The sequence below is a fragment of the Shewanella sp. SM74 genome, from assembly GCF_025653725.1.
GTDB lineage: Bacteria > Pseudomonadota > Gammaproteobacteria > Enterobacterales > Shewanellaceae > Shewanella > Shewanella oncorhynchi.
In genome coordinates, this window is sequence record NZ_JAKKRZ010000016.1 from 66360 (window position 1) to 91523 (window position 25164).

A 25164-nucleotide genomic window follows, 5' to 3' on the forward strand; every position below is an offset into this window, starting at 1 on the left:
TTTGAAAATAGATTAGGGCGAATTCGTGCTCGAAAGTTATAACGTTCCCTGTGATGAAATCGTCATTGAAGAAGAGATAAAGCATAGTCGCTTTATCTCTTTTCTCTTTCATTGCGATAGTGTCGATAAATTAAAGTTAGTACTTACTGACATAAAGCGTGACTATCCCGGCGCAAGCCACTATTGCTCAGCTTTTGTTGCTGGCGCACCGGATGATAGCGTCTTGATTGGTTCGAGTGATGACGGTGAGCCCGCTGGCAGTGCAGGCCGCCCTATGTTAGCTGTGTTGCAAGGGGCACATATTGGCGAAGTTGGCGCTGTTGTCGTGCGTTACTATGGCGGTACTAAGCTAGGCGTAGGTGGACTCGTTCGGGCTTATACGTCGGGCTTAAGGCAAGGCTTGATTCAATTACCGACGCAACTCAAACAGTTACGGTATCCCGCCAAGTTGCATTGTGATTATGCGCAGCTGCGCGATGTCGAGCATCTATTACAGCAAGTGGATGCCGTGATCATTGATAAGCAATTTGCCACAGCGGTCGATATTGTGTTTGAGATAGGGCGAGAGCAACAGGCATGGCTTTGTGAGTCGCTGGCGACACTGAGTCAAGGAAGTTTGAGGCCCGAGTTTGAGCTGTGATGCCTGCGTAAATTATGCCAAAATAGCCCAAATGCTGAAAATACCTTTACAGCCAATGGAATAATTGAACTCGCGTAATGCAATATAAAACCATAATTAGAATCATAGGCCTGCTGATTGGTTTATTTTCAATCACTATGCTGCCACCAGCACTGATCGCTGTTTGGTATAACGATGGCGGCGGCACGGCGTTTATGCAGGCATTTTTTGTTAGCCTATTTATTGGTTTTTGGCTCTGGTATCCGAACCGCCACTGCAAAGAGGAATTGCGTACGCGAGAGGGCTTCCTGATTGTCGTGCTGTTCTGGACTGTACTGGGTTCTATTGGTGCCTTGCCGTTTATCTTTTCGAGTCAGCCAGACTTAAGCTGGACAGACAGCTTCTTTGAATCTTTTTCTGCGTTAACCACCACCGGAGCCACTGTCATTGTCGGGCTCGATTTCCTACCTAAGGCCATTTTGTTTTACCGCCATATGCTGCAATGGCTTGGCGGCATGGGGATTATTGTGCTCGCAGTGGCTATTTTACCTGTGCTCGGTGTGGGAGGAATGCAGCTTTATCGCGCAGAAATTCCGGGGCCAGTGAAAGACAGTAAGATGACCCCGCGGATAGCCGAAACCGCGAAAGCACTGTGGTATATCTATTTACTGCTAACGATTTCCTGCGCGACGGCTTATTGGTGGGCGGGCATGAGTATTTTTGACGCCATTTGTCATTCATTTTCGACCATTGCCATCGGAGGTTTTTCGACCCACGATGCCAGTATGGGCTATTTCGATAGTCCTACTATTAATCTTATTTGTGTGTTCTTTTTAATTGTTTCTGCGGTTAACTTTAGCGTGCATTTTGCGGCATTTTCACGACGTGGGATTAACGTTAGAGTCTATTTTAAAGATGCTGAATTTAAGATGCTGGTGGCGATTCAACTTATTCTCACCGCGATTTGTTTCTTCACGCTTTATCGTTCTGGTATTTATGATTCGCCAGAAGAAACCTTAGATCATGCTTTATTTCAGGCTGTCTCAGTTGCCACTACGGCTGGATTTGGCACTGATAGCTTCCATCTGTGGCCATTATTTTTACCCATACTATTAATGTTTTCGAGTTTTATCGGTGGTTGTGGTGGCTCAACTGCGGGTGGGATTAAGGTCATTCGAGTAATTTTACTGCTGCTACAGGGTTCACGTGAATTGAAACGACTTGTTCACCCTAAGGCAATGTTTTCGATTAGGATTGGCTCTAAAGCCTTACCCGACCGTGTGGTTGATGCTGTTTGGGGATTCTTTTCTGCCTATGCGCTGGTGTTTGTGATTTGTATGCTTGCACTCATGGCGATGGGATTAGATGATATTACGGCTTTTAGTGCCACGGCGGCATGCTTAAACAACTTAGGCCCAGGTTTAGGTGAGGTAGCGAGCAATTATGCCAGTATTGGTGATGGAGCAAAGTGGGTATTGGTCGTGGCTATGCTGTTTGGTCGCCTCGAAGTATTTACCTTACTGATTTTGTTTACGCCAACTTTTTGGAAGAATTAATCATGCAGACGTTAATAATCTATTCGACGATTGATGGCCAAACATTGGCAATTTGCCAAAAAATGAAGACGATTGCTGAACAGGCGGGAGAGCAGGTTTCGCTCGCCACATTAGAGCAGGCGGAAGCGTTGAGCCTAGTGGATTTTGATAAAGTGCTGATTGGTGCCAGTATTCGTTATGGTAAGCATAGACCAGAGCTTTATCAGTATGTGAATCGCCACCATGCAGTGCTAGATACTAAGATTAATGGTTTTTTTACCGTTAACGTAGTGGCGCGCAAACCCTTAAAAAATACGCCTGAAACCAATCCTTATATGCAAAAGTTTCTCAAGCTTTCACTGTGGCAACCCCAGCTGTTAGAAGTGTTTGCAGGCAAGATTGATTACCCTAAATACGGTTTCTTCGACCGGACCATGATACGTTTTATCATGTGGTTGACTAAAGGGCCAACGGATATTACAGGTACTTTTGAGTTTACCGATTGGGCAAAAGTCGATGCCTTCGGTAACCGTTTTAGCCGACATTAAAAACCATTAAGCCCTAATCACTTGCAAGAGGTTAGGGCTTAAATTTAGGCTAATTTTGCAGTGTTAGGCCGCGCAGTAGCGGCTATGCAGAATCGAAATCACTTGGGTGACTTGCTCGTTCTTGAGTTTATAGTAAACAATCTGCGAGCTCTTACGGGTATCCACGAGATCTTCTGCGCGTAATACGGCTAAATGCTGGGATAGGGCCGACTGGCTTAATGGCACTGTGGCGTTGAGCTCGGTTACGCTCAACTCTTTGTCTAGTAATAGACATAAAATCATTAGGCGATAAGGGTTCGCTATGGCCTTGAGCCATTTAGCCGCACTTTCCGCATTAGTTACCATTGCATCTACATCTATATCATTTTGCATAAGGTCACTCACTTTATCGCTTTTTATTAGATAATTCTAATTGAACACATGTGTTTACGCAATCATACTGCTCGGCAATGCAGATCTCAATTTTTGCATCTCAGAATATGAGATACGACTGATTTGTGATCCTATCAGAGGTTTATTTAACGTAACCTTGCCACAATGGTGGTATTACTCAGTGGATCGGGAATTGCCTATGACACGCGTCCTCGTACTTTATTTTACCCGTGGTGGCCATACGGCCAAGATTGCCAGTGCAATTGCCGAGCAATTAAGATTTCGTGACGCTAAGGTTGACCTCATCGATATCAACAGTGCTGCCGCAACTTGTATTAATTGGCCTGATTATGATGTCGTTGCCTTAGGTGCCTGCGTGCTCTATGGCACCTATGATAAGAGCGTTTTTCAATTTATTGAGCAGCATGCACAGGCTCTGGGCGCATTGCCAAACAGTTTTTTCTGCGTCAATGTTGTGGCGAGAAATCCTGAAAAACGTATCCCTGCAAATAATAAATATCTGCAAAAGTTCATTGCGTTATCGCCATGGACGCCTGCTGATCTTAAAATTATTGCGGGCAAAGTGGATTATCCTTCATGGCCTTGGTATGACAGATTGGCGATTCAGTTGATTATGAAGATGACTAAGGGTCCAACTGATCCTAAGTCAGTTATCGATTATACCGACTGGGCAGATGTGAAAGTTTATGCTGATCATCTATTGGAATTAGTCGACGTTACCGCTATTTAGGACGGGTCAGGCTTAATAAAAAGGCGCTTAACAAGTTAAGCGCCTTTTTAGTATTTAAGCTCTACTGAATTAGTACTTCCAGAAACTCGGGTGGAACAACACCGCCACGGTTAAGATTTCTAAACGACCGAGGAGCATGCCGAGTGACAACGCCCATTTAGCGACATCGGGTAGCGTTGAGAAGTTACCTACAGGTCCAATAATCGGGCCTAAACCAGGGCCCACGTTAGTGACTGCCGTAATCGCGCCCGTGAAACTGGTCATAGGATCGAGACCCGTGAGCACTAAAATCACTGACAAGCCTACAATCACCATCACAAACAGCAGTACGAAAGTGATCAGAGAGCGCACGATATCATCACTGATGATGCGGTTGTTGTAACGTTCCCTAAAGATACCGTTTGGATGACATTGCTGTTTCAATTGCTCGCGCATAATGGCCCCAGCAATTTGAAAACGGAAGATCTTAATCCCGCCCGAAGTTGAACCAGAGCAACTACCGACAAACATTAAAAACAGGAAGGCGATATTGGCAAAGGCGCCCCAAGCACCGTAGTCCGTTAAGCCATAACCTGTAGTGGTGACTACCGATACCACGTTAAAGCTGGATAAACGCAGTGCATCTAGAAGCTCAATGTCGCGGGTTTGCCACAGCCAGAAGCCAATAGAACAAGATACAAATGTGAGGAAAAATAAGAAGCCTTTGACCTGAGCATCGTTCCAAATCCGTAGATCCCTTTGCTGTATGGTTTGTACAAACATGAGCAGTGGCAAGCCACCTGCTGCCATAAAGAAAATCCCAACCCAGTGTGCAGAGTTGGAGAACGCCGCCATTGAGCTATCTGAGGTCGAGTAGCCACCAGTCGAGAGGGTGGTCATTGCATGATTGATGGCCTGAAACCAAGTCATTCCCGCCAGATGATAGGCAACACAGCAGATACTCGTTAGTAAAATATATATAAAGAATAAATACTTAGCCATGCTTTGGGTGCGAGGCACTGCTTTATCGCTCCAATCGGATGATTCAGTGCGGAATAGCCGCATCCCGCCGACGTTTAAGAAGGGCAGAATCGCCACCGCCATTACGATAAAACCAATCCCACCTAGCCATTGCAATAAAGAGCGCCAGATTAAGATACTGTGATCCATAGTATCCAACCCTGAGAGTACAGTAGAACCTGTGGTCGTGATGCCGGACATGGTTTCAAAGAAGGCGTCGGTATAACCAATACCGTGATAAAGGGTAAATGGCATGGCCGCGAATAGGCTTACGATCAACCACGTTAGGCTGGTTAGCAGGAACATATCGCGGATATTGAGGTTAATGCTTTTGCTCTGGCCATTGTGTAAACACAGGCTTGAGCTAATGCCTGTGACTAATGCTGACACCATAAAAGAGCCCACGGTTTCCTCACCTTTGTATGCGGCGAGGAGCAGAGGGATCAGCATGAAAGCTGTCAGCATGGACAAAAACAGCCCTAAAATAAACAATAGCGGTCTAAAGTTCAGCATAAGTTGGCTTACTAAGGTTCTTAGAAGAAGAAAGCACTTGGTTGGAAAAGCTTCTCGACTTCGCCGACAAACTTTTTATTCACTAAGAACAAGATCACGTGATCTCCTTGCTCTATCACGGTTTTGTCGTGGGCCATCAGCACTTCATCATTGCGGACAATGGCACCAATCGTTGTCCCCGGTGGCAACTTAATATCACCAATGGCTTTGCCAACGACTTTAGAAGTGCTGGCATCTCCGTGGGCAATGGCTTCAATTGCTTCGGCCGCCCCACGACGTAGAGAGTAAACGTTACAGATATCACCCTGACGAATATGAGTTAATAGTGCCGAAATCGTCGCTTGTTGTGGTGAGATAGCAATATCGATGTTGGCTTCTTGCACTATATCCACATAGGCTTCGCGTTGAATAAGCACCATGACCTTTTTCGCGCCCATACGTTTTGCTAGCAGGGCGGACATAATATTGGCTTCGTCGTCATTGGTGACCGCAATAAATACGTCGGTTTGGTCTATGTGTTCTTCGAGCAGTAATTCTTGATCTGAGGCATCACCGCAGAACACTGTGGTATTTTCCAGCTGCTCCGATAAGGCTTCTGCACGTTCTAATTTATGCTCAATCAGTTTGACCGAGTGGGTGCGCTCAAGGCGTTTTGCTAAACCTAGGCCTATGTTACCGCCACCGGCGATCATAATGTTGCGGTAGGAGTTATCGAGCTTTTGCATTTCGCTCATGACAGCACGAATGTGGCGACTGTCTGCAACGAAGAAGACTTCATCATCGGCTTCGATAATGGTCGTTCCGCGAGGCATAATAGCGCGGCCTTGGCGGAAAATCGCCGCGACCCGGGTATCAATATTGGGCATGTGTTCGCGAAGTGCCGCTAATGCATTCCCCACCAGTGGGCCGCCGTAATAGGCTCGAACAGCCACTAGGCTCAAGCGGCCTTCAGCAAATTCAAGCACTTGCAATGCGCCTGGATATTCTACGAGTCGCTGGATGTAAGCGGTCACTAACTGTTCAGGGGCGATTAATTCATCGATCACGAAGCCGCCACGGGGACGACCATCGCTATTTTTGGTTTCACTGTCGATAAAGAGTTTATCGCGCATCGCCAAATACGGTTCTGAGCGGATACGGGCAATTTTAGTCGGCGTACCAAAAAGGGTATAGGCAATCTGGCAGGCAGCCATATTGCATTCATCACTATTGGTTACGGCGATAAGCATGTCGGCATCTTCTGCGCCCGCTTCTCTGAGCACATCAGGGTGAGCGGCATGGCCCGCTACGACGCGAAGGTCATATTTATCTTGCAGGGCGCGTAATCTGGATTTGTCATAATCGACAATGGTGATGTCATTGTTCTCACCCACCAAATTTTCGGCCAAGGTTCCCCCAACTTGACCCGCACCTAATATGATAATTTTCATGGCCTTGCTTACTTCCTAATCAGTCGCTTTCAATAAACGGGCATAATAAAACCCATCCATATTGTCTTGTCCTGGCGTGATTTGCCAACCTATATCCTGTGGCGAATTTTGCTGGGCAAGTGTGTCTAGCTTAGCATCTACCGTTCTATCTAAAAACGCACTGATCTGGTCGCGGTTTTCCTGCGGTAAAATCGAACAAGTGGCATAAAGAAGCGTTCCACCGGGTTTTAGCCACTTCCAGCAATGATCGAGAATTTGCTGTTGTAGTTCAGCCAACTCTTCGATGTCATGGTTTTTTCGCAACCATTTAATATCGGGATGGCGGCGGATCACTCCTGTGGCTGAGCAAGGCGCGTCCAGTAAGATACGATCAAATTGTCCGCCTTGCCACCATGAGTCTATGTTGGCCGCATCACCATGGATAAGCTCCGCTTTTAATGATAAGCGGTCAAGGTTCTGTTGCACACGCTCAAGGCGTTTGGCATCAAAATCAACAGCGACTAATTTGATACTCGGCTCAAGTTCGAGTAAGTGACAACTTTTGCCACCGGGTGCCGCGCAGGCATCGAGTATTAATTCATTCGCTTGCGGGGCTAGTAAGGTAGCCGCCCATTGTGCCGCGCCATCTTGCACTGATGCTGCACCTTCATGAAAGTGTGGCAGTGTGGCGACATCCTTTGGATGCGCTAGGAGAATGGCATCGGCACTGCTGCCTTCGCTCGCTTCAATGTCGAGTTCGGCTAAGGCAGCAAGGTATTCGGCACGGCTCTGGGATAAGCGATTGTTACGCAGCCACATGGGCGGGCGTTCATGGTTTTGTTGAATGATGTCTTGCCACTGCTCGGGATAGGCTTCTTTTAAGCGCTTAATTAACCAAGCGGGTGTGTTATAGCTTAAGGTATCTGATCCAGTACTTAGCGGCGATAGCTGGCGCTGAATATTGCGCAGTACACCATTAACCACTTTGACCATGCCTTCAAATTTTAATTGGCGACAGGCTTCGGCGGTTTCTGAAATTGCGGCGTGGCTTGGAATACGAGTGAAGTACAGTTGATAGCAACCTACGATCAGGAGCTGGTGGATAATCCTTTGCTTACCTTTGAGTGGTTTCGCTAGGCATTCACTGATGCGTTTTTCTATTTGCGGCAGAGTGCGCATCACGCCATAGCAGATCTCGGCAAGTAGGGCTTTATCTTTGCCGCTGGCAAGATGTTTTTGTTGATCAGGCAATGCCACTGACAGTGACACGCCTTTTTCTAATACTTCGAAGATGGCTTTCGCAGCTAGCGCGCGCAAGTTCATGATTATTGTGCCTCGTTTGCGAGGCGAGTATTCGGGCTAAACCATTCACCTCGAGCATTGAGAATATCGGCAACATTGAGTGGCTTTTTCCCCGGAAGCTGCATACTCAGCAGGGTTAACACACCATCAGCGGTGGCAACGTCTATGCCTTTTTTGCTGGCGCTGATAATAGTACCTGGAGCGGCTGTGCTGGTGGTTTCGCTGACTTGAGTTTGCCACACTTTTATAGTGTTACCTTGGTGCTCAAAGTAACTCACAGGCCAAGGATTAAAGGCGCGGACTTCTTGCCATAACTGTTTAGCGGATTTATTCCAGTCGAGTCTGGCTTCTTCTTTGCTGAGTTTTTCTGCGTAGTTCGCTAAGGCTTCATCTTGTTTTTCAGCGGCTAAGGTGCCATTTGCCAAACCTTCGAGGGCTTGCAATAGGGCAACGGGACCTTGTTCTGCCAGTTTCTCGTAAAGGCTGGCTGACGTGTCGTTATCTTCGATCGGCAGAGTGGTTTTAAGCAGCATGTCACCAGTATCTAAACCCACATCCATCTGCATAACGGTTACGCCAGTTTCTTTGTCGCCGGCCCAAAGTGCGCGTTGGATCGGTGCGGCACCACGCCAGCGTGGCAAAATAGAACCATGAACGTTAATACAACCTAAACGCGGTGTATCTAACACGACTTTTGGCAAGATCAGGCCGTAGGCGACGACCACCATGATATCGGCGTTGAGTGCGGCAAGTTCTTGTTGCGCGGGTTCTTTACGTAATGAGCCGGGTTGAAACACTGGAATACTATTGGCGATAGCGAGTTCTTTTACTGGGCTGGCGGTCAGTTTCTTGCCGCGGCCAGCGGGTCTATCGGGCTGAGTGTAAACGCCAATCACATTGTGGTGTGAGTTCAACAGTGCTTGTAAGTGGCGAGCGGCAAAATCCGGTGTTCCGGCAAAGATGATGTTGAGTGGTTTCAAATCTGATCCTATGCTTCTTTGGCGTCCAATCGGGCCGCTTTTTCAAGTTTTTGTTTGATCCGCTGACGTTTTAGCGGCGACAAATAATCGACAAACAATTTGCCTTTGAGGTGATCCATTTCGTGTTGAATACAAATGGCAAATAACTCATCGGCCTCAACTATAAATTCGTTACCGTGTCTGTCTAAGGCTTTTACCGTGACAAATTCGGCGCGATCGACTTTGGCGTAAATCCCCGGAACCGACAGGCAACCTTCTTCATTGCAGAAGTCACCGCTGCTGGCGATAATTTCGGGGTTGATAAACACTTTGGGTCGTTCGACTTCATCTTGTAAGTCCATGACAATAAGTTGTTTATGGTAATCAACTTGGGTCGCGGCCAGACCGATACCTTTTTCTTGATACATGGTTTCGAACATATCATCAATTTGAGTCTGCAGCTCGGCATTAAACTCTTTGATGGGTGTGGCTTGTGTTCGTAATCTTTCGTCAGGGAATTGTAATACTTTTAATAGTGTCATACATAAACTCTTAACAAGTCTGTCAAATCTCTGCCAGTTAGTTATACTGACTGATGCTAATGAGTTAATTTTAATCTTTAGTGCCTACCAATAACAGTAAAAGCTCAAACTAAGAGTTAAACAACATGGAAATACCCATGAAACGGTTAATTTTACTCGCGTTAATGACATTCAATTGCACGTTTGTTGCCGCAGATACCCTGACGCTTAAGGCGGGGCATCCTGAGTCATATGTAGTGAAAAAGGGCGATACTCTTTGGGATATCTCCGCCGCGTTTCTGAATGACCCATGGAAATGGCCGAGTCTTTGGGATGTAAACCCACAGATTGCTAACCCCCACCTTATTTACCCTGGCGATCAACTCACTCTGGTATTTATTGATGGTCAGCCCCGCCTTGTGCGTAATGGTGCTACTGTCGATAGTGCTAAACCCCATGTAAAAAAGAGTCCAGAGGGACGTGTCATTGCTAAGAGTAATGCTATTCCAGCCGTTGATTTAGCCTTGATTGAACAATATTTAGTGCAGAATCGGGTCGTCGAGACTCACTGGCTTACTGAGCAACCTATGGTGCTGGCAGGTGAAAGTCCATCGCGTCACCATATTGTGGGTGATGTGATTTATATTGATGCTGAACTGCCAATAAACCAAAAATATGGTATTTACGAACGTGGTCGCGAGTTTTTCAATAAAGAGTCAGGCGAAGCGTTAGGACAAGAAGCCATTTTGTCGTCTACTGGGCAAGTGATTGAGTCTGGTAAGGTTTCAAAAATTAAGTTGCTAACGAGCTTTCGCGAAACTAAAGCAGGCTTCAGAGTATTGCCGATGGAAAGTGATTCCTTGATGTCAGCTTACTTTACTCCTAAACCTGCGGAATTAAAGATACCAGCTTTAGTGTTAGCAACAGAATCAAATTTGCGTGAAGCGGGTAAGTTGAATGTCGTGTACTTAGATAAAGGCACTCAGGATGGCGTCGAGCCTGGGGTGGTATTTTCTATTTACCGTGATGGTGAGGTTATTGTTATCAACAATGATGGTATGCCGGTTCCTGCAATTGAACGTACTGCCTATGATAACCTAATGGCGTCAGTCTCTTCGGATCGTGCAGTTAAGATGCCGGATGTTTATCATGGTAAGTTGTTAGTGTTTAAAGTGTTTGATAAGGCGAGCTTAGGTTTGATTGTCTCCACCGAGCGGCCTGTTCGTGTCGACGATAAGTTAATCGCCCCAGAATCTTTAGCCTTAAGAGGTCTATAATCTCTGAAAATTTGGTCGATTGGTTAGTTGTTTGTGCTGTATCTGGGCTAGGACCCGCTCGGATCCAACAATTATTAACGCACATGGAAGTGGACGACCTCAGACAAAGATTAGAGCATGAGAGACAAGCGCTACCTTTATCTGATCATCTGCTCCATAGCCTTGTTATTGATTATCAAAAAGTGGATGTCGCCCTCGAATGGCAACAGCAAGCCGCCGATCATCATCTGCTTTGTTTCTCTGATCCGCTTTATCCACCATTATTAAAACAACTCTCAGATCCGCCCGCCGTCCTGTTCGTTAAAGGTTGCTTAGAGGCGTTAGCCCTTCCTTATCTTGCGATTGTTGGCAGTCGTAATGCTTCTCCAGGCGGATTGCAGGTCGCTTATCAACTGGCTGCTGAGATGTCCTCAATGGGATTTGGTATCTGTAGTGGCATGGCGATGGGGATTGATGGGGCGGCCCATAAAGCCTGTGTTGACCATCAAGGGCGCACAATTGCCGTACTAGGAACGGGCATAGAGATCATTTATCCACGAAAACATCGACAGCTTTATCATGATATTCAGCGGCAAGGCTGTATACTTAGCGAGTTTTGGCCTGATGCTGGTCCCTTTGCGGGTAATTTTCCGAAACGAAATCGCATTATTAGCGGTCTATCTTTAGGTACTCTTGTGGTTGAAGCCTGTCGCAAAAGCGGCTCTTTAATCACTGCTAGGTTGGCGATGGAACAAGGGCGTGAGGTGTTTGCCGTTCCGGGCTCAATCTTAGGTGGTTACCATCAAGGCTGTCATGATTTATTACGTGATGGAGCAAAGCTTGTGGAAACCGCTGCCGATATAGTGGAAGAGTTGGCAAGTTTAACCGCTTTCCACCTTGAAGAATTGAAGTTATGCCACCATATACAGCAAGGCGAGATTTGTAATTTGCCATTTTCGTCTCTGTTAGCTAGTGTAGGTTATGAAACTACATCAATTGATGCAGTCGTTGAACATAGTGGAAAAACGATAGATCTGGTGTTAGAACAAATGCTTGAACTTGAGTTGCAAGGTTGGGTAATAGCAGTACCCGGTGGTTACGTCAGAGTAAAGAGGAGCTAGCCATGTTTGATATCCTCATGTATCTATTTGAAAACTATGTTCACAGTGAAGTTGAACTACTAGTTGATGAAGACGAGTTAACCAAGGAACTCACTCGTGCCGGATTTCATCAATCCGAGATTTTAAAAGCGTTAACTTGGTTAGAGCGCTTAGCTGAATTACAAGAAGGGGATAAACCTTATCTTTGTAATCACGATCAGCATTCGTTTCGTATCTATACGAAGGACGAAATGGACAAGCTGGATGTAGAATCCCGCGGTTTCTTGTTGTTTTTAGAGCAAGTTAAAGTGCTGAATGTCGAAACCCGTGAAATGGTGATCGATAGAGTGATGGAGTTGGATGAACCAACCCTGATTTTAGAAGATCTCAAATGGGTTATCTTAATGGTGCTGTTTAATGCTCCTGGCCATGAGTCCGCTTATGAGCAAATGGAAGATTTGATCTTCGAACAGCCCGAAGGCCGACTGCATTCTTAATTGTTGTGAAAGATGAATTATGAGAGAAAGGAGGCTAAGACCTCCTTTTTTGATGTTTTAAGATTTTGTTTTTTATAGTTTTTTAAAGAAACATTGCCACATATTGTCCGCGGTGTTGTTTTTGGCAGCCAAAAGCCCACTTTGATGTGGGCTTTTTGTTTTGGTTTTACTGCTGGTTATCGCTGAGCTGGGCTAGCTTCTGTGCGGCTCAGCTCTACTTGTGGCTTGGATATTCTGCTCATTTGCAGGTTTATCCCTTCACGGCGAATGCGTGGTGGTACTACGGTGCGCTGGATTTCTTCAATACTAACGAATATGTGACCACATTCGTCGTTATTGCAGCGGTAGGTTTTCTCACGGGTGAGTGGCGTGATAGCGCGAGTTCGGCGCTGTAGTGCGCGGCTGTCGCAATGTGGGCAGGTCATGCCTGCACCGCAACCCATTACACAGCCTCTTTATGGATGTTGGTTTTATATGGTTTATGCGAGGTCATGGTTAACTCCTTATTGTCACTGCGTACAACCATTCTAAAGGGTGGCTATAGGGTTATATACACAACATATTGTGTGTAGCTGCAAAATTTTTACCTTCCGCTGTGGCCAACATAGTTATTGACGTCTGTGCTCGATACATTTGGCGGTTAATCTTCCCCATCTTCGCCAGCGGTCACCTCAGCCACTTCACTATTTTTTACTTCTAGCTCTATCCCTGTGGTGTAACCCGTGTCGGTGATGTTGTGCTCAACGCGGGTGAGTAGCCAGTCACTGTTATCGATTTGCGGTTTAAAACCACTGACGTTAACTGGCAGCTCAGGGAATAGCTCCGGTCGCCCCATGGCTAAGGTGATGGTGAAGGTGGCCACGCCGCGTTGCAGTTTGTCCCACATGGCACGCGCTGCGCGCTCGGCGTTCTGCTTGTTGGCGTAGATATGCCGCAGGGTTTTGACGTTGTCGTTACTGCCAACCATGATCTCCTTTTCGCCCACAGCTATTGGCGCACCATTTTGGTCTAGAGGCTGCTCAGGTTCAGCTTTCGGTTTACTTTTTTGCCAAGGCTTTTTGGCTTTAACTGTCTGTCGCTTGGCGGCTTTATCGTTTTGCCAATAGGCCACGACACCTGAGTAAGCATCGCGATCGGCGACGCCAAAGTGATGGCTGTCGCCTGACTGGCGGGTAATGTCTACACGATCGAGCGCGATGCCACTGGCGTTATGGGCTAAACCCGCCTGTAAAAATAACAGGTTGCCATTTTTTACCGTGGCTATGGCATCAAACTGTTCGGCGAGGCGGCTTAGAAAATTGGCATCGGATTCGTTGGCTTGGTCTATGTGATCGATAAACTCCATTTTCAAGTTATCGCTAATTTTAGCCTTAAGCTGATGCCGAGCCGCGATGACATCGATAATGCTGCTCACACTTTGTTGATGAAAACTTTGCTCGCGGCTTTGCTGCAAGGTGCCGCGCATATCAGCGGCTTTACCGCGAATGGTTAAGCAATCTGGCGGCCCACTGTGCTCGAGTTCGTCAATGGTGTATGTGCCTTTATCAACCAGTGCACTCCCCTTCCAACCAATACGCACTTGCATGGTTGCGCCCTTGGGGGGCATAGCCAGCTCACCGTCTGCATCATCAAGTTGCACCTCAATGCTATCGGCTTCAAAGCCGCGGTTATCTGTGAGGCGCAGCGACATGAGCCGCGTTTTCACTTTGGGGCTGATGTCGTTGCCATTGACCAATATTTGATAGTCTGGCGTGGGCTGGTCGCTCGATGCCAACGGGTTAAACTGCTCAAGTAGGTTCACAAAATCCCCCTTACCAGTTTGCTGATGCCCATGCCGACTAGGTTCTCGTTCGCGATGAGGCTAGTGTTTTTTTCATCCACCCGTTTTAGCTCAATCGTAAATTCAATCTTCCTCGCGGCGCCGTCACTAAAAAACTCACTGCGGCCTTTGCTAATTTTCTCGAACACAAAAAAGCCTGTCACAGTGCCGCGCCCTTCTATCAGCGGGTAGGCTTTGCCTGTGTCGGCCATTTTACGCAGCGCCTCAAGGCTAAGTTCTCCGCCGGTGATTTCAGGCATTAGCACACCAGATAGCGTTAGCGTTTCATCGCCCACGCCCAAGAACTGCGCCGATGGCCGCGCACCGACGCGGCTATTGGTTGGGTGTCGCCATACCATTTCATGCTGCGATGTTTGGTATGGCACAGTTAACCGGCTAAATACAAAAAAACCGAGTGTCATCATCATAATGTTTGCCTCATGTTACTCATGTTAGCTAAGGTCCTTAAGGCTGCTGCGAAGGCGCGCCTGCTGAGCGCGATCCCGCTTTTCGAGTTCGATGGCGACTAGGCGCGCGACATCCTGCGCATCCATATTGGCGGTAGCGTGGATAGTAATGGGCGCATGAATACCCGCATCGATGTGAACGGTTTGAGGTTGCGGCGCTTGGCGCTGCGCAAAGGCACTGCCGGCGCTAAGCCTATCGACGGCTGACGCAGCATTAGGTGCTAGCCCATCATCAACATGGCGTTGAATAGTTCTTGCTGGTAACTCACCGCCTTTAATCAACCGCGTAGCATCTGGCATTGCGGCGGCAGGAAGTGCTGAGATACCCAGCACAAATGCAGTGCCTGCCATTTGCTTACTGAGTTTATTCACCTCGGCTAACGGCTCCTGCTGGGTTCGGCTAATGCCTACAGTTAAGCCCTGCATGGTTTGGTCGCCCATTACCGCAAATACTTTGCTGGGTGAAGCAATGCCGAGCATGTCTTTAAAACTATCAATAGCGCCATTGGCGGCACCGAATATAGCCTCTTTCAGTGCGCCAACTTTACTCACGACGCCGTTTATTACACCGTCCATAATGTTGGCGCCAAAGCTCATAAAATTGCCGATGACTTGCGGGAAGAAATTAATGATGTCAGCCAGCCATAAACCAAAGCGCTTACCTGCGCCGGTGGCATTATCAAGCTCGGCAGCGGTGGCGTTAATCGGGGTAAGTAACTCTGTTACCCATTTCCAAACAGTGCCGAGCACGCTGGCGATGCCGTCCCAAATGGGTTTGAGTGGGGCTAATGCGCTACCAAATGCGACGAACGCAGGGCCAAGCGCTTCCGCTACGGGCGCAAGCCCTTCTTGCAGCCCCTGCCAAAATCCGACAAAAAAGGCTTTGATGGGTTGCCAATATTTATAAACAGCCAACGCCCCCAAACCGATAGCCGTTACCAGTAAGCCGATAGGGTTAAGTAAGGCGGCGCGGCCAACAAATAGCAGCGTTTGCCCAACGAGGCGAAGCGGTGACGTGACACTGGTGAGTAGTACTCGGCCAATTCCTCGCGCGCTGGCTTTAAGGCCATTCAACAAAGTGCCCGCTCTCCCATGAGTTTGGACATAAGCCCGCATTGCCGCAGTGGAGCTCTGTATACCACTCACAGTCGATTTGATTGCCATCCCTGCATTGACCGCTGCCAGTTTTGAGCCCGAGACGACGGCTAGCCACTGCGCTTTAGCGAATGCCACCGTTGCAGCTCTAGCCTGCAAAAAGCGAGGCCCAATACGCTTTAATGAGCCATTCCACCGGTCGAGTGTTGCAGCAACTTGTTTAAATGCTGGCAAGGTATTTTTAGGATCGCTTTGTTTCCATAGCGCACCGATACCTGCCCATGCGCCTTTAAAATTAGTGGCTTTACCTATCACGCCCGTCACGCTTTTCGATAGTCTGCCAAAGGCGCTACCTTGTTTTTCTGTTGGGGATAATAACCCCATCAAATTAATGCCCAACACAGATGTACTGTACTTGAGCAAGGCGATTGGCCCTAAGATGCCCGCGAGCATTAACGTCAGCGTACCGCCTGCAACGGCTAGCGCCCCCACGCCCATAGCAACTTTAAATAGGGTGCCAGTGAGTTCGGGGTTGGCTTTTATCCATGTGCCGAGCTTTTCGGCCATTTCGCCCAGCCAGTTAACCAACTGCTTCAGCTCTGGTGCAACCGCTTCGCCAACGTTAACAAGCGCGTTGGTAAAAGTGCCTGTGGCGGCATCCCACAAGTTGGTAAGGGTGCTTAATTGCTCATTCACCCTGAGTTGCAGTGATGCCTGCGCCTGCATCTTTGCAGCGGCTTCGCGGTAGCCGGCAATGCCCTTTTCAGTCATTAGATTAAGCACTGTCAAGGTATCGCCATCGTCACCGAATATTTGACTAAGAATGGGTAGGCGGTCCTCGGTGCTAATTCCTTTAATTTTTTCTAACTGCTTGAATAGGTTGTCTAGCCCTGCGAACTCGCCTTTACCGTCAGTAAAATCGAGCTTAATACCTCTATCCTCTAACATTTCGTTTGCCTTGGCGACTTTTGACTTGCCCATTGAAAGTCTAAATATCTTAGCGTAGGCGTTACCCGCAACCTCACCCGCCAAACCAGCTTGGTCAGCCATAACGCTTAGCGGGCTCAGCAGCTCTGCCGCCTCTAGCCCAGTTTTCCTTAAGATAGGTAGTGCTGATCCCATCTTGGTAAAGCTTTGCATTATATTTCCAGACTCCATCCCGGTTCCGGACATGCGCTGGATAGTGTCCATCAGCCGCATCATGTCCTTTTCGGCTGTGCCAGTGGAGTCTTGCAATTTAGCCGCAAATTCTGCCGCCTCGTTAAATGGCATTTTTACTTGCACCGCTAAAAATGCAGACGCTTCACCTAAACCGCCCAAAATCGCTTTGGGTGACATCCCCTGCTGGATAAGGGTGGTCATCATGTTTTGAAAGTCGGCAGTGGTGCCAGGGAGTTTGTTACCGAGCTGATTGGCTAGTGCATTGATTTCGGCAAACTCTTTACGCACAACTCCGCCCGCTCCCATCATCGCGACCCTAAGGTCTGTTGCAGCGGTTTCGGCTTTTGAAAACTCAATAATAGGGATTGCCGAAGCGGCACCAATGGCCGCACCCGTTGCCACCATGCCAGCACCTTTGCCCGCAAGGTCGCCCTGTAATGCTTTGGCTTTTTGATAACTAGCGCTGGCATCATTGAGACGCTTTTGCTGCCTTGACACTGCTTCTAGCTTTTTTCGTTGCAGTTCCATTACATCGGTTGTGCGCTCTATTTTTTCTTTGAGCTCTTTTTGGGCGTCACCGAGTTTTCTGGTATCGACACCAGATGCTCGCAGCTCTTCGCGCATTTGCTTGTGGCTGGTGCTTAACTTGCCACGCGCTATTTTAAGGTTTCTTAAGGTTTCGATGGATTTTTCGTGTTCTTTCCTCAGTGCTTTACTGGGGTTCTGGCTTTGTTTCATTTGCTCATCGAGGCCCTGCATTTTCTTTTGCGCCGTGACGAGTTCTTGCGAGGTAATGCTTAGGCTACGGCTTACTTTTTTATAGCCGTCCATTTTGGCAGATTGCTTATTCAGCTCTTTGAGTTTATCGCGGGTTTCTTTTAGTTCCCCTGAGACTAAGCCGCTAGCTTGGCGGATTTTTTTCAGTGGCCCAGTGACTTTATCGACCATGTCCAGCAGCAATTTTAACTCAAGTTTTTTTGACATTCATGGCCTCACTTTGATGGGGGGTGTTGCAGGTTCCAGCGGGATATGGCTTTCTCGTGCCAGCGCATGAGCTCGTTAATCTCCATGGCGTACATTTCGCTAGGTTGCCAGTGGAACACCATGGCGATATCCGCCATGGTGTCGTCTACGCAGCTTGGGAGGGCTAGCGCATTTTCTTTGGGATCAAAAAACTGGTGACTTCCCCCGCAAGCTGTACAAAATCCTCAATCGCGAGCTCTTGCACTTCTTCCTTGGTGAGTACGGGTGAGCTGATACGCGGCAACAAAGTAGACATGGCGTTTACATCCATGTTGAGGATGTCGGCAACATTTAGGCCGCGCAGTTCGCCTGTTTTAGGTTTACGCAGTTGAATGGTGGTGATTTCTTCTTTGCCACGAGTGATAGGGTTATCTAAAGTGACGGTTTTATGAGTTGTTTCTGACATGATTAGATCCTCTGTTATGGCCGGTATGCGGCTAGAGGGCAGGACGCCCAGTGCCGCCTAATTAAAAATGCCCGTAAACGGCTCTCCGATGCGGGCTAAGGTTGGTGGTTAGCGTTATAAACCAATGGCTTTGCGATGTTCGGCCATACGGTCGACACCATCAGCCCCGATTTCAATCATGTTGATGATGTCGATTTCGCACAGCACCTCACCGTTCGCGACTTCTTTGTAATAAGTACAAGTCATGCTGACTTTGGTTTGGGTGTTATCCCCGATTTTGAAAGTGCCACGGTCGAGCTCTTTGTAACGACCACGGCAAACGATTTCGACCGACTGAATTTCGCCTGTATCATCGCGCTGAATGGAACCCGCAAAGCGCAGCATTAGGCCGTCAATCTTGCTAGCCGACATCTTCTTGACCAGATCTGATTCATAACCGCCTAAGGTGAATTCGACACCTAAGGCGTCATCATCTAGCCCCATATCAATATCTACGGCTCCTGGCATGCCGCCACCGCGATATTTCTCAAATTTGCGAGTGAGTTTGGCAGGGGTAAATTCCTCCGCCAAACCAATCCAATTTCCACCATCTCCAAACAAATTTAATTGCTTGAGTTTTCTTGGTAATGCCATGGGTTATCCTTAGGCCGCTGCAACTGCGGACGCGAAGTCGACTAAATAGCGGTCGGTGATTTTTTGACGGAAGGTTAAATCTTCCAGCGGAGGCACTGGGGTGTAGTCGTAATCGATATACATCTTGCCGGCCTTAATCGTGCTGACGTCGTTAACGTCTTCGCTGTACCAGGCTTGGCCGTCAACGATATAGCCTAGGCCTTTTAACTCACGGAACTTGGCGTTAATGCCTTCGATAATGTCTTTAACCAATGTGGGGGTTATCGGTTTATCAACGGCCCACATGTGCGCGTCGGCAATAGTGTCAGCCAACACTTGCGCGGTGCGGGTGTAGTTTTCAAATTGGAATAAGGGATCTTCTGAGCAGGTGCGTGAGCCCCAAAAGCGAAAGCCTGACTGATTAATCAGCGTGGTGATGTCATTACTGTTTAGGTAGCCTGCATCGGTAGACGGATCTTGTAAGTCCCAGAACACCGGCTGACTTAAACCGGTAACGCCGCTAACCGTGACGTTTGATAGCGTTTTGTGCCAACCGACTTCTTTATCGATACGCGCGCGTAAACCTAATGCGCGAGCGGTCGCAGTAGCGTTAACACTGGCGGCAGCGACGGTATCAAAGGCAACAAACTCAGGCCAAATGATCATCACTTCACGATCGCCAAAGTTTTCACGGTAAGCCACGGCTTCTTCTTTGGTGGCGCAGCCGTAGGCGCTGATATAGACAAAGGCGCGCAGTTTTTTAGCGGTTGCTGCAAGCGCTGCGGCAACGGGTAAAGTATCTAATCCTGGCACGCCAAGAATGCGCGGCTTAACGCCCAACAAAGACTGGGCCGCCAGTAATGCTTTAAGGCCAGTGTATTGGCCCAGTGGCGTTACAGTGCCAATAATGTTCGCCGTTGTGGCGGTTTCATCCGCCCCCTGCTCAACACGCACCACAACGGTGAGCGTATTGACTTGGTCAGCAATGCCTTCAAGCGTGGGCTTTAATGTGCCTAAGGTGCCCGCTTTGCCAATGGCTTGCATGACATTGGTGAGCAATACAGGGGTGTTTAGCGGGAATAGCGTTGCATCGGCATCGCTGGCGGTGCAGACAATGCCGATGACTGAGGTTGATACTGTGCGAATGGTTCGGGTGCCATCATTGACTTCAATGACGCGGACCCCGTGGTGATAATCCATAATGTGCTCCGGTGCTGTGGGTTTTGCAAAACTAAGCAGGGCTAAGCTTGCAGAGCACACCGGAGCGGTGCGAGCGGTTTAGGTGGTAAGAGTGGCTAGATAATCCCTACTCCGTAATGCTGATAGATAAACCTGCAAAACGAAATTGACTCCCAAACGGCAAATGAGCATTGATTTGCGTTTCTGTAATACGCCACTCACCAGAGACATCAAATAAAACATCACGTTCAGCTATGCCATTTTCAAATGTGAGCGAAACAGTTTTACCTTGAGCGCCAAATAGCCCTTCTAATGGAACAGCAAACGTATCATTCAGCGGTAGCGAACATTCGACGCGAAATAGTATGGGCTGATTAACGGTGCCGACTATACGTTCTACGCTAACGGACATACTTCCTGCATATTGAGAAGCAGCAGCACCTGGCCAGTATGAAACTAATTCACCACCACTTTCTATTAGTTTAAATATCTCACCGGCTTTAGGTGAACCTTTCACCCATTCGCCGTTTGTATTTTGTACTAAATACATACTTAGACTCCGTAGCTATATGTATAAGTAATGCTTCCAGTCGTTTTACCAACCGCCACATTGCTAATGATAATTTTTTTGCCAACAACATCGGATATTACGCGGTTATTGAGGCGGGACATTTTGCTATCAGAGCTGGTAATCGGCGTGTTCACATATTCAAGCAACGCGCTTTGCGAAACGAGAAACTGACCATTAGCGCCTAAGGTTTTATCATTAATTAAGATTTCATCATCAACAATAACCGTAATATGAGGAACGCTTGCATCACTATTCAACGACTCAAGCCGAACTCGTTTACCTTCTTGCGCTTCTAGAATAATAAAATCACCAGGAGGAACGATACCGACCGACATCTGGCCGGAAAAACTTCGAGGAAAGAAGCTTGAATTAGCCATCACACCTAAAATCCCGATACTCATACTCTCCATCTCCCATTGATCCTTTCCAGTATAAAATCGACTCCCTTGGCTTTTATTAATAGCTCGTCATGTTCACCATCAAACATCACTATTTTTTCGCCCGCAGGTGCGACTAAACGACAATCACCACTATCAAGTTCCACACTAAAATCAACATGAAACACGACAGTTTCCCCATTTGATACTACGGGTAAAAGTTGCGAGCTGTGCTTCATAAATCGATGACGTCTTCCGACTTCAACCCTATTGTCGTCAGACAATAATATTGATGAACGAAATAGCCGATTTCGTACTTCAACAAACTCTCGTGTGGCCAGCACCACTGTCGGGTCAATTTTAAGGGTGACATTGGCGTCAGAACCGATGGCTAAATAGGTTCGGATAGGCAGCTCAGTCGCGGCGCCATCGGCGGGGATTGATTTGTAACTCGGTGGGAATTTTGTCACGGCAAACATCTCGCCGTTCTCTAAAAACCAACCGACCTCGCGCACGGTCCAACCGCCTTTATTTACTGGCACCACGCCTTCTATGTAATATCGAGCGGGATTTTCTGGATCTTGTTTTAACTCGTTAATCGCGCCGGTATAAACGGGATTAACCAAAGCGGTACTGGCTTTGAGTTGTTCCAGCGTGGGGTCGTAAGCCGCGCCACCGCCATCGCCCACCTGAAAACTGGTGATGTGAACCGCTTGCCCCAAGGCCATGCCATTGGCTAATGCCGCCGCCCCACTGCGGGTTAAAATTGTAAAAAACTGGCTCATATACTGATGGCCTCCACTGTGACTGATAGTGCTGAAAAGCTGCCCGCCATAACCGAAAACTCACCCTCTGAATGCAGCTCGGATAAGGTGTAATAACCAATTTCGGTAATCTGTGCCGAGAGTGTTGTTGCCGCATGAGTCATCGCTGCTGATGACTGAAACACAGGGCGAATAACAGCGTGTATGACTCCACGCTTCGAGGACGTCAACGCCTTTGATATTTGAATTAAATCAGTGAGCTCAATGCCCTTGTCTTTAACCAATGCGTTAACTTGCATCGTGCCGCGCACATTGCTGCCATTAGGCTCCCACCACTCGATGATGTTGGTTTCAATCCCAAGACTATTGAGTGCCCGTTGCACCGCATAGGGCGTGGCTTTATAACGATGAATGTCGAACGCATCATTAACGACTTGGCGCTTCACGCTTTCGGGCCAACTGTCTTCCCACTGATCGACTGAATAGGCCCATGCGAGCCAAGGCAGTAATGACAACGGACAACGAAACGGGTCCCACAGATCAGCAATCGACAAGGGCAAATCCAGCGAGCTGGCGATCACTTGTTCGATATCGCGCTCAAGCTTGGATGCGTTGGGGGGTAACAATGAAGAACTCATTCGCCCTCCCCAATCGTGACATCGCTAGCGCTGCAAAATGCCGCTTGATGAGTGAGTACAGCAATATCTTCTAATGGGCTAATCAGTTTTACGTTACTCACACCAGGCTGATGCAAGGCGCGGTAAATGCCCGAACGAGTGTGAGCCGCACCTAAACGCCGCTGCTCTTTTTGATATATAGCCAATGCTTGATTCGCAGCGGCTAACACGACCTGTGCATCTGGCCCTGGCAATATCTGTAATTGAGCCTCAACGTTATAGCGAATGATCTCAGCGGATTGAATGGTGACTCTGTCACCCTGCGGCCTAACCTTAGATGGCGTATTTGATTGGGATAACCCATCCGCACTCAAGCCAAATGTAGCGCGCACCTTTGTGAGTAAATCGGCACTGGCTACACCATCGCCCTCAATAGATAAAACAGTCACCAACATGTCGCAGGGTTCAGGGCTAACAGCGTTAGCATCGGCCACGCGGCCATCGGCGCCCAACGCAAAGAAAACATAACCATCAATGCTGCCGGCTGTGTTCAGTCCATCAAACGCCATTTGTACGCGGCGCTTAAAGGATTGCTCATCCTCAATAATTTCTGGGATAGGCGGCACTGCAGTTGCATCTCCCGCTTGGATCACTAATGGCGCGAGGTCATAACGCGAGCCTAACGCAATCAGGTTATTACCCGTTGATGAGGCCAAAATATTACCGCGAGTCGCATCATTAATTTGCGCAACCAAGTGCATTTCACGGTAAGCGAACACCTGCAGTAATTTGGTAATAGGGTCAGATTCCAGTGCCAGCACAGCTTGATAACCTTGATCAATGCCGACCAATATCTGCTTAAGTGCAGCAAAGCGCTGCTCAAAACTCAACGGTTGGATAATGTCAGGAACGGGGACTTTAGAAAGGTCAATGAGCTCAGCCATAGGTTGCCTCAAACGATTGTTGCCGCTGGATATCGATACGGTCTGTCAGCAAGTTAAATTGCATTTTTCCGTTAAGATCGCCGGCGACAACTTCTATCTCAGTGATGCGAATACGCGGCTCCCAACGGGTTAGCGCGATAACCGCAGCCGCCATCATCTGCAGCTTTACCGCTGCACTTTGGGGTTGGTCGATGAGTTCAAAAATAGCGCTGCCGTAGTCACGACGCATCACCCGCGAACCCAATGGCGTGGTTAAAATATCCTGGATACTTTGGCTAATATGCTGCGACTCGCTTAAACCGCGTCCATCAAAGCGGTTCATGCCTTGCCAGTTTTTATTTGAGGTCATTGCGGGCCTCCGGATGTGCCTGGACCAGTATCGACACCACCATGTTTATGGGTACCGAAGTTAATGCCATCGATGCTTACGCCGCCTGAGTTCGTCATTTTCCCGTTGTGTTCGATCGCGCCCGTGACCTTGGCGCCTTGTTCTACGGTAAGCTTTTTCTTAACCTGTAAGTTGCCCGTAAAGACCGAATTGGGGCAATCGATGGTGACCAGCTCGCTCGCCTGTACGGTGGCGGTTTTAATGCCTTTGACTGTGAGCGCGCTGGTATCTGAGTCGTACTCAATCACAGCACCATCTGGGTACACAGTCCGATCGCGGTTGGCGTTATCGTCTGGCTCTGGGTTTTCATCGCTATAAAGCGCGGGAAGAATGTAAGCGTTGGTAAGGTCGCCGCTGAGCGATAGCAACATCACCTGCTCGCCCACCGTTGGCCGCCAGCTAGTTTTGGCCGTGCCGGCGCGGCGAGTAAAAAAGGGCCGGAACTGAGTGAGTAACTCACCGGTTTTAACGCGGCACAAATCACCCTTTACTTCGGCAACGGTGCCAATACGTAAAAGGTTATCGATACGGCGAGTGAGTTCAGCGATAGCTGCGGCAGTGTTCATGCGGCTATGGTTGCCAGTTGTATGGCTAGCCGCAAAGGCTTTGAGTGGTATGTGGGAAGTTATAACGCAAGAGGCATAGAATAAGATATTTTAAAACTAATGTTTGCCCGGTTCATTGTTACATCAAAACCAAAAGAACGGTTTACGTTGTGGCAAACTAAGACATGTAGATTGTTTCATCTATATTGTTAACAATATAAAAATAATAATTAAATTTCATTCCGATAAAAAATGTAGTTGGTAATGGTGATTCAATGAAACCAAAAGTTATCTATGGTTTGGCTGACTTCTATCGGGCGCGTAATGGTTGGGTTTACTTTCTCATAAGCAAAGATAAACGCTATATGAAAATCGGTAGGACAAACGCAGAATTAGCAAAAAGGATTGAAGCAGCTAACTTAACAATATCCAAAGAGAATCAGTTTAGTTTGCTTCTCGCTTACAACGATGCCAACTTGGAAAACAAGTTTCTGAGTTTTTTTGATAATTACCGCGCTAGGTATCATTGGCACGAACCCAACTCTCGTCAAGATGGTCTGACATATGAGGAACTTTGGAAAGTCGCTACAACTTATGCCCGTAACAAACATGGCTGTTATAGAAAACACTATGTTATATGGGCAATTCATCAATATGCTCAAATTACAAGAAATGAGCTTTGTAAAATACCACCTAAAAAACTCGCACCGAAACTAAAAGAGCTGATTGAAACAGAGCTAGGCATTGTTAGTAAAAATGGCATACAAACTCTTTAAAATAAAATACTTATAGATGTATTCTTCAGTACCTTTAAA

General features: G+C 47.7%; 29 protein-coding genes. 8 read left to right on the top strand and 21 right to left on the bottom strand.

The features are described from left to right. The first annotated feature begins 25 nt into the window (after nucleotides 1-25). From L5M49_RS16290 to hemG (L5M49_RS16300), 3 genes are all read left to right on the top strand, one after another. Nucleotides 26-640, top strand: a complete 615-nt coding sequence (locus L5M49_RS16290) for a YigZ family protein (protein WP_113941398.1) — start codon at nucleotides 26-28, stop codon at nucleotides 638-640. A gap of 77 nt (nucleotides 641-717) precedes the next feature. Beyond that, nucleotides 718-2175: a TrkH family potassium uptake protein gene (locus L5M49_RS16295; RefSeq protein WP_105250821.1), complete on the top strand. Its 1458-nt coding sequence runs from the start codon at nucleotides 718-720 to the stop codon at nucleotides 2173-2175. Between the two features lie 2 nt (nucleotides 2176-2177). Then, nucleotides 2178-2702 carry a menaquinone-dependent protoporphyrinogen IX dehydrogenase gene (gene hemG / locus L5M49_RS16300; protein ID WP_263183818.1) on the top strand — a complete coding sequence of 175 codons (525 nt, stop codon included), beginning with the start codon at nucleotides 2178-2180 and terminating at the stop codon, nucleotides 2700-2702. Nucleotides 2703-2765: 63 nt separating this feature from the next. Here hemG (L5M49_RS16300) and L5M49_RS16305 read toward each other — a convergent pair whose 3' ends face one another. Then, nucleotides 2766-3074 carry an ArsR/SmtB family transcription factor gene (locus L5M49_RS16305; protein ID WP_105250823.1) on the bottom strand — a complete coding sequence of 103 codons (309 nt, stop codon included), beginning with the start codon at nucleotides 3072-3074 and terminating at the stop codon, nucleotides 2766-2768. A 199-nt stretch (nucleotides 3075-3273) separates the two neighbouring features. On the opposite strand from L5M49_RS16305, the gene hemG (L5M49_RS16310) reads away from it, so the two are divergent. Beyond that, nucleotides 3274-3825: a menaquinone-dependent protoporphyrinogen IX dehydrogenase gene (hemG, locus tag L5M49_RS16310; RefSeq protein ID WP_113941396.1), complete on the top strand. Its 552-nt coding sequence runs from the start codon at nucleotides 3274-3276 to the stop codon at nucleotides 3823-3825. 69 nt (nucleotides 3826-3894) lie between these two features. Here hemG (L5M49_RS16310) and L5M49_RS16315 read toward each other — a convergent pair whose 3' ends face one another. Genes L5M49_RS16315 through def form a run of 5 tightly spaced genes read right to left on the bottom strand, consistent with a single transcriptional unit; the run spans nucleotide 3895 to nucleotide 9549 of the window. Beyond that, nucleotides 3895-5337, bottom strand: a complete 1443-nt coding sequence (locus tag L5M49_RS16315; RefSeq protein ID WP_113941395.1) for a TrkH family potassium uptake protein — start codon at nucleotides 5335-5337, stop codon at nucleotides 3895-3897. Between the two features lie 20 nt (nucleotides 5338-5357). Beyond that, nucleotides 5358-6767, bottom strand: a complete 1410-nt coding sequence (trkA, locus tag L5M49_RS16320) for a Trk system potassium transporter TrkA (RefSeq protein ID WP_105250826.1) — start codon at nucleotides 6765-6767, stop codon at nucleotides 5358-5360. A gap of 15 nt (nucleotides 6768-6782) precedes the next feature. Further along, entirely contained in the window at nucleotides 6783-8069 is a 1287-nt protein-coding gene (gene rsmB / locus L5M49_RS16325; RefSeq protein WP_263209452.1) for a 16S rRNA (cytosine(967)-C(5))-methyltransferase RsmB, read from the bottom strand. Nucleotides 8070-8071: 2 nt separating this feature from the next. Next, nucleotides 8072-9028: a methionyl-tRNA formyltransferase gene (gene fmt, locus L5M49_RS16330; RefSeq protein WP_263209453.1), complete on the bottom strand. Its 957-nt coding sequence runs from the start codon at nucleotides 9026-9028 to the stop codon at nucleotides 8072-8074. Nucleotides 9029-9036: 8 nt separating this feature from the next. Continuing rightward, on the bottom strand, nucleotides 9037-9549 hold the full coding sequence (gene def / locus L5M49_RS16335; RefSeq protein WP_263209454.1) for a peptide deformylase: 513 nt from the start codon (nucleotides 9547-9549) through the stop codon (nucleotides 9037-9039). Between the two features lie 125 nt (nucleotides 9550-9674). On the opposite strand from def, the gene L5M49_RS16340 reads away from it, so the two are divergent. From L5M49_RS16340 to L5M49_RS16350, 3 genes are all read left to right on the top strand, one after another. Then, nucleotides 9675-10805 (top strand): LysM peptidoglycan-binding domain-containing protein, encoded by a 1131-nt coding sequence (locus L5M49_RS16340; RefSeq protein ID WP_105250830.1) that lies wholly within the window; start codon nucleotides 9675-9677, stop codon nucleotides 10803-10805. Between the two features lie 83 nt (nucleotides 10806-10888). After that, on the top strand, nucleotides 10889-11905 hold the full coding sequence (gene dprA / locus L5M49_RS16345) for a DNA-processing protein DprA (protein WP_263201696.1): 1017 nt from the start codon (nucleotides 10889-10891) through the stop codon (nucleotides 11903-11905). A gap of 2 nt (nucleotides 11906-11907) precedes the next feature. Further along, the gene (locus L5M49_RS16350) at nucleotides 11908-12381 is read left to right on the top strand and encodes a DUF494 family protein (protein WP_006083793.1); all 474 of its coding nucleotides are present in this window, start codon (nucleotides 11908-11910) and stop codon (nucleotides 12379-12381) included. A 176-nt stretch (nucleotides 12382-12557) separates the two neighbouring features. On the opposite strand, the gene L5M49_RS16355 is transcribed toward L5M49_RS16350, so the two are convergent. The 15 genes from L5M49_RS16355 to L5M49_RS16425 form a co-directional block, all read right to left on the bottom strand. Then, nucleotides 12558-12824 (bottom strand): ogr/Delta-like zinc finger family protein, encoded by a 267-nt coding sequence (locus L5M49_RS16355; RefSeq protein ID WP_113941524.1) that lies wholly within the window; start codon nucleotides 12822-12824, stop codon nucleotides 12558-12560. 197 nt (nucleotides 12825-13021) lie between these two features. Continuing rightward, the gene (locus L5M49_RS16360; RefSeq protein WP_263266428.1) at nucleotides 13022-14182 is read right to left on the bottom strand and encodes a phage late control D family protein; all 1161 of its coding nucleotides are present in this window, start codon (nucleotides 14180-14182) and stop codon (nucleotides 13022-13024) included. After that, entirely contained in the window at nucleotides 14179-14628 is a 450-nt protein-coding gene (locus L5M49_RS16365) for a phage tail protein (protein ID WP_263266429.1), read from the bottom strand. The genes L5M49_RS16360 and L5M49_RS16365 overlap by 4 nt, the downstream gene beginning before the upstream one ends. A gap of 24 nt (nucleotides 14629-14652) precedes the next feature. Then, a complete protein-coding gene (locus L5M49_RS16370) occupies nucleotides 14653-17907 on the bottom strand; it encodes a phage tail tape measure protein (protein WP_263266430.1) in 3255 nt (1084 codons plus the stop codon). Nucleotides 17908-17915: 8 nt separating this feature from the next. Then, nucleotides 17916-18044: a GpE family phage tail protein gene (locus tag L5M49_RS16375; protein ID WP_263266431.1), complete on the bottom strand. Its 129-nt coding sequence runs from the start codon at nucleotides 18042-18044 to the stop codon at nucleotides 17916-17918. A gap of 26 nt (nucleotides 18045-18070) precedes the next feature. Beyond that, on the bottom strand, nucleotides 18071-18352 hold the full coding sequence (locus L5M49_RS16380; protein WP_263266432.1) for a phage tail assembly protein: 282 nt from the start codon (nucleotides 18350-18352) through the stop codon (nucleotides 18071-18073). Between the two features lie 114 nt (nucleotides 18353-18466). Continuing rightward, nucleotides 18467-18985, bottom strand: a complete 519-nt coding sequence (locus L5M49_RS16385) for a phage major tail tube protein (protein WP_263266433.1) — start codon at nucleotides 18983-18985, stop codon at nucleotides 18467-18469. A 9-nt stretch (nucleotides 18986-18994) separates the two neighbouring features. Then, complete coding sequence (locus L5M49_RS16390) at nucleotides 18995-20167, bottom strand: phage tail sheath protein (RefSeq protein ID WP_263266475.1); 1173 nt, start codon at nucleotides 20165-20167, stop codon at nucleotides 18995-18997. 103 nt (nucleotides 20168-20270) lie between these two features. Beyond that, entirely contained in the window at nucleotides 20271-20693 is a 423-nt protein-coding gene (locus tag L5M49_RS16395; protein WP_263266434.1) for a hypothetical protein, read from the bottom strand. Between the two features lie 2 nt (nucleotides 20694-20695). Further along, a complete protein-coding gene (locus L5M49_RS16400) occupies nucleotides 20696-21115 on the bottom strand; it encodes a hypothetical protein (RefSeq protein WP_263266435.1) in 420 nt (139 codons plus the stop codon). Next, nucleotides 21112-21876 (bottom strand): phage tail protein, encoded by a 765-nt coding sequence (locus tag L5M49_RS16405; protein WP_263266436.1) that lies wholly within the window; start codon nucleotides 21874-21876, stop codon nucleotides 21112-21114. Before L5M49_RS16405 ends, L5M49_RS16400 begins: the two co-directional genes overlap by 4 nt. Further along, on the bottom strand, nucleotides 21873-22493 hold the full coding sequence (locus L5M49_RS16410) for a phage tail protein I (RefSeq protein WP_263266437.1): 621 nt from the start codon (nucleotides 22491-22493) through the stop codon (nucleotides 21873-21875). The genes L5M49_RS16405 and L5M49_RS16410 overlap by 4 nt, the downstream gene beginning before the upstream one ends. After that, nucleotides 22490-23416: a baseplate J/gp47 family protein gene (locus tag L5M49_RS16415; RefSeq protein WP_263266438.1), complete on the bottom strand. Its 927-nt coding sequence runs from the start codon at nucleotides 23414-23416 to the stop codon at nucleotides 22490-22492. The genes L5M49_RS16410 and L5M49_RS16415 overlap by 4 nt, the downstream gene beginning before the upstream one ends. Next, entirely contained in the window at nucleotides 23409-23765 is a 357-nt protein-coding gene (locus L5M49_RS16420; RefSeq protein ID WP_263266439.1) for a GPW/gp25 family protein, read from the bottom strand. Before L5M49_RS16420 ends, L5M49_RS16415 begins: the two co-directional genes overlap by 8 nt. Next, entirely contained in the window at nucleotides 23762-24370 is a 609-nt protein-coding gene (locus L5M49_RS16425) for a phage baseplate assembly protein V (RefSeq protein WP_263266440.1), read from the bottom strand. Before L5M49_RS16425 ends, L5M49_RS16420 begins: the two co-directional genes overlap by 4 nt. A gap of 254 nt (nucleotides 24371-24624) precedes the next feature. Here L5M49_RS16425 and L5M49_RS16430 point away from each other — a divergent pair, with 254 nt between their 5' ends. Beyond that, complete coding sequence (locus L5M49_RS16430; protein WP_263266441.1) at nucleotides 24625-25125, top strand: hypothetical protein; 501 nt, start codon at nucleotides 24625-24627, stop codon at nucleotides 25123-25125. Nucleotides 25126-25164: the final 39 nt, after the last annotated feature.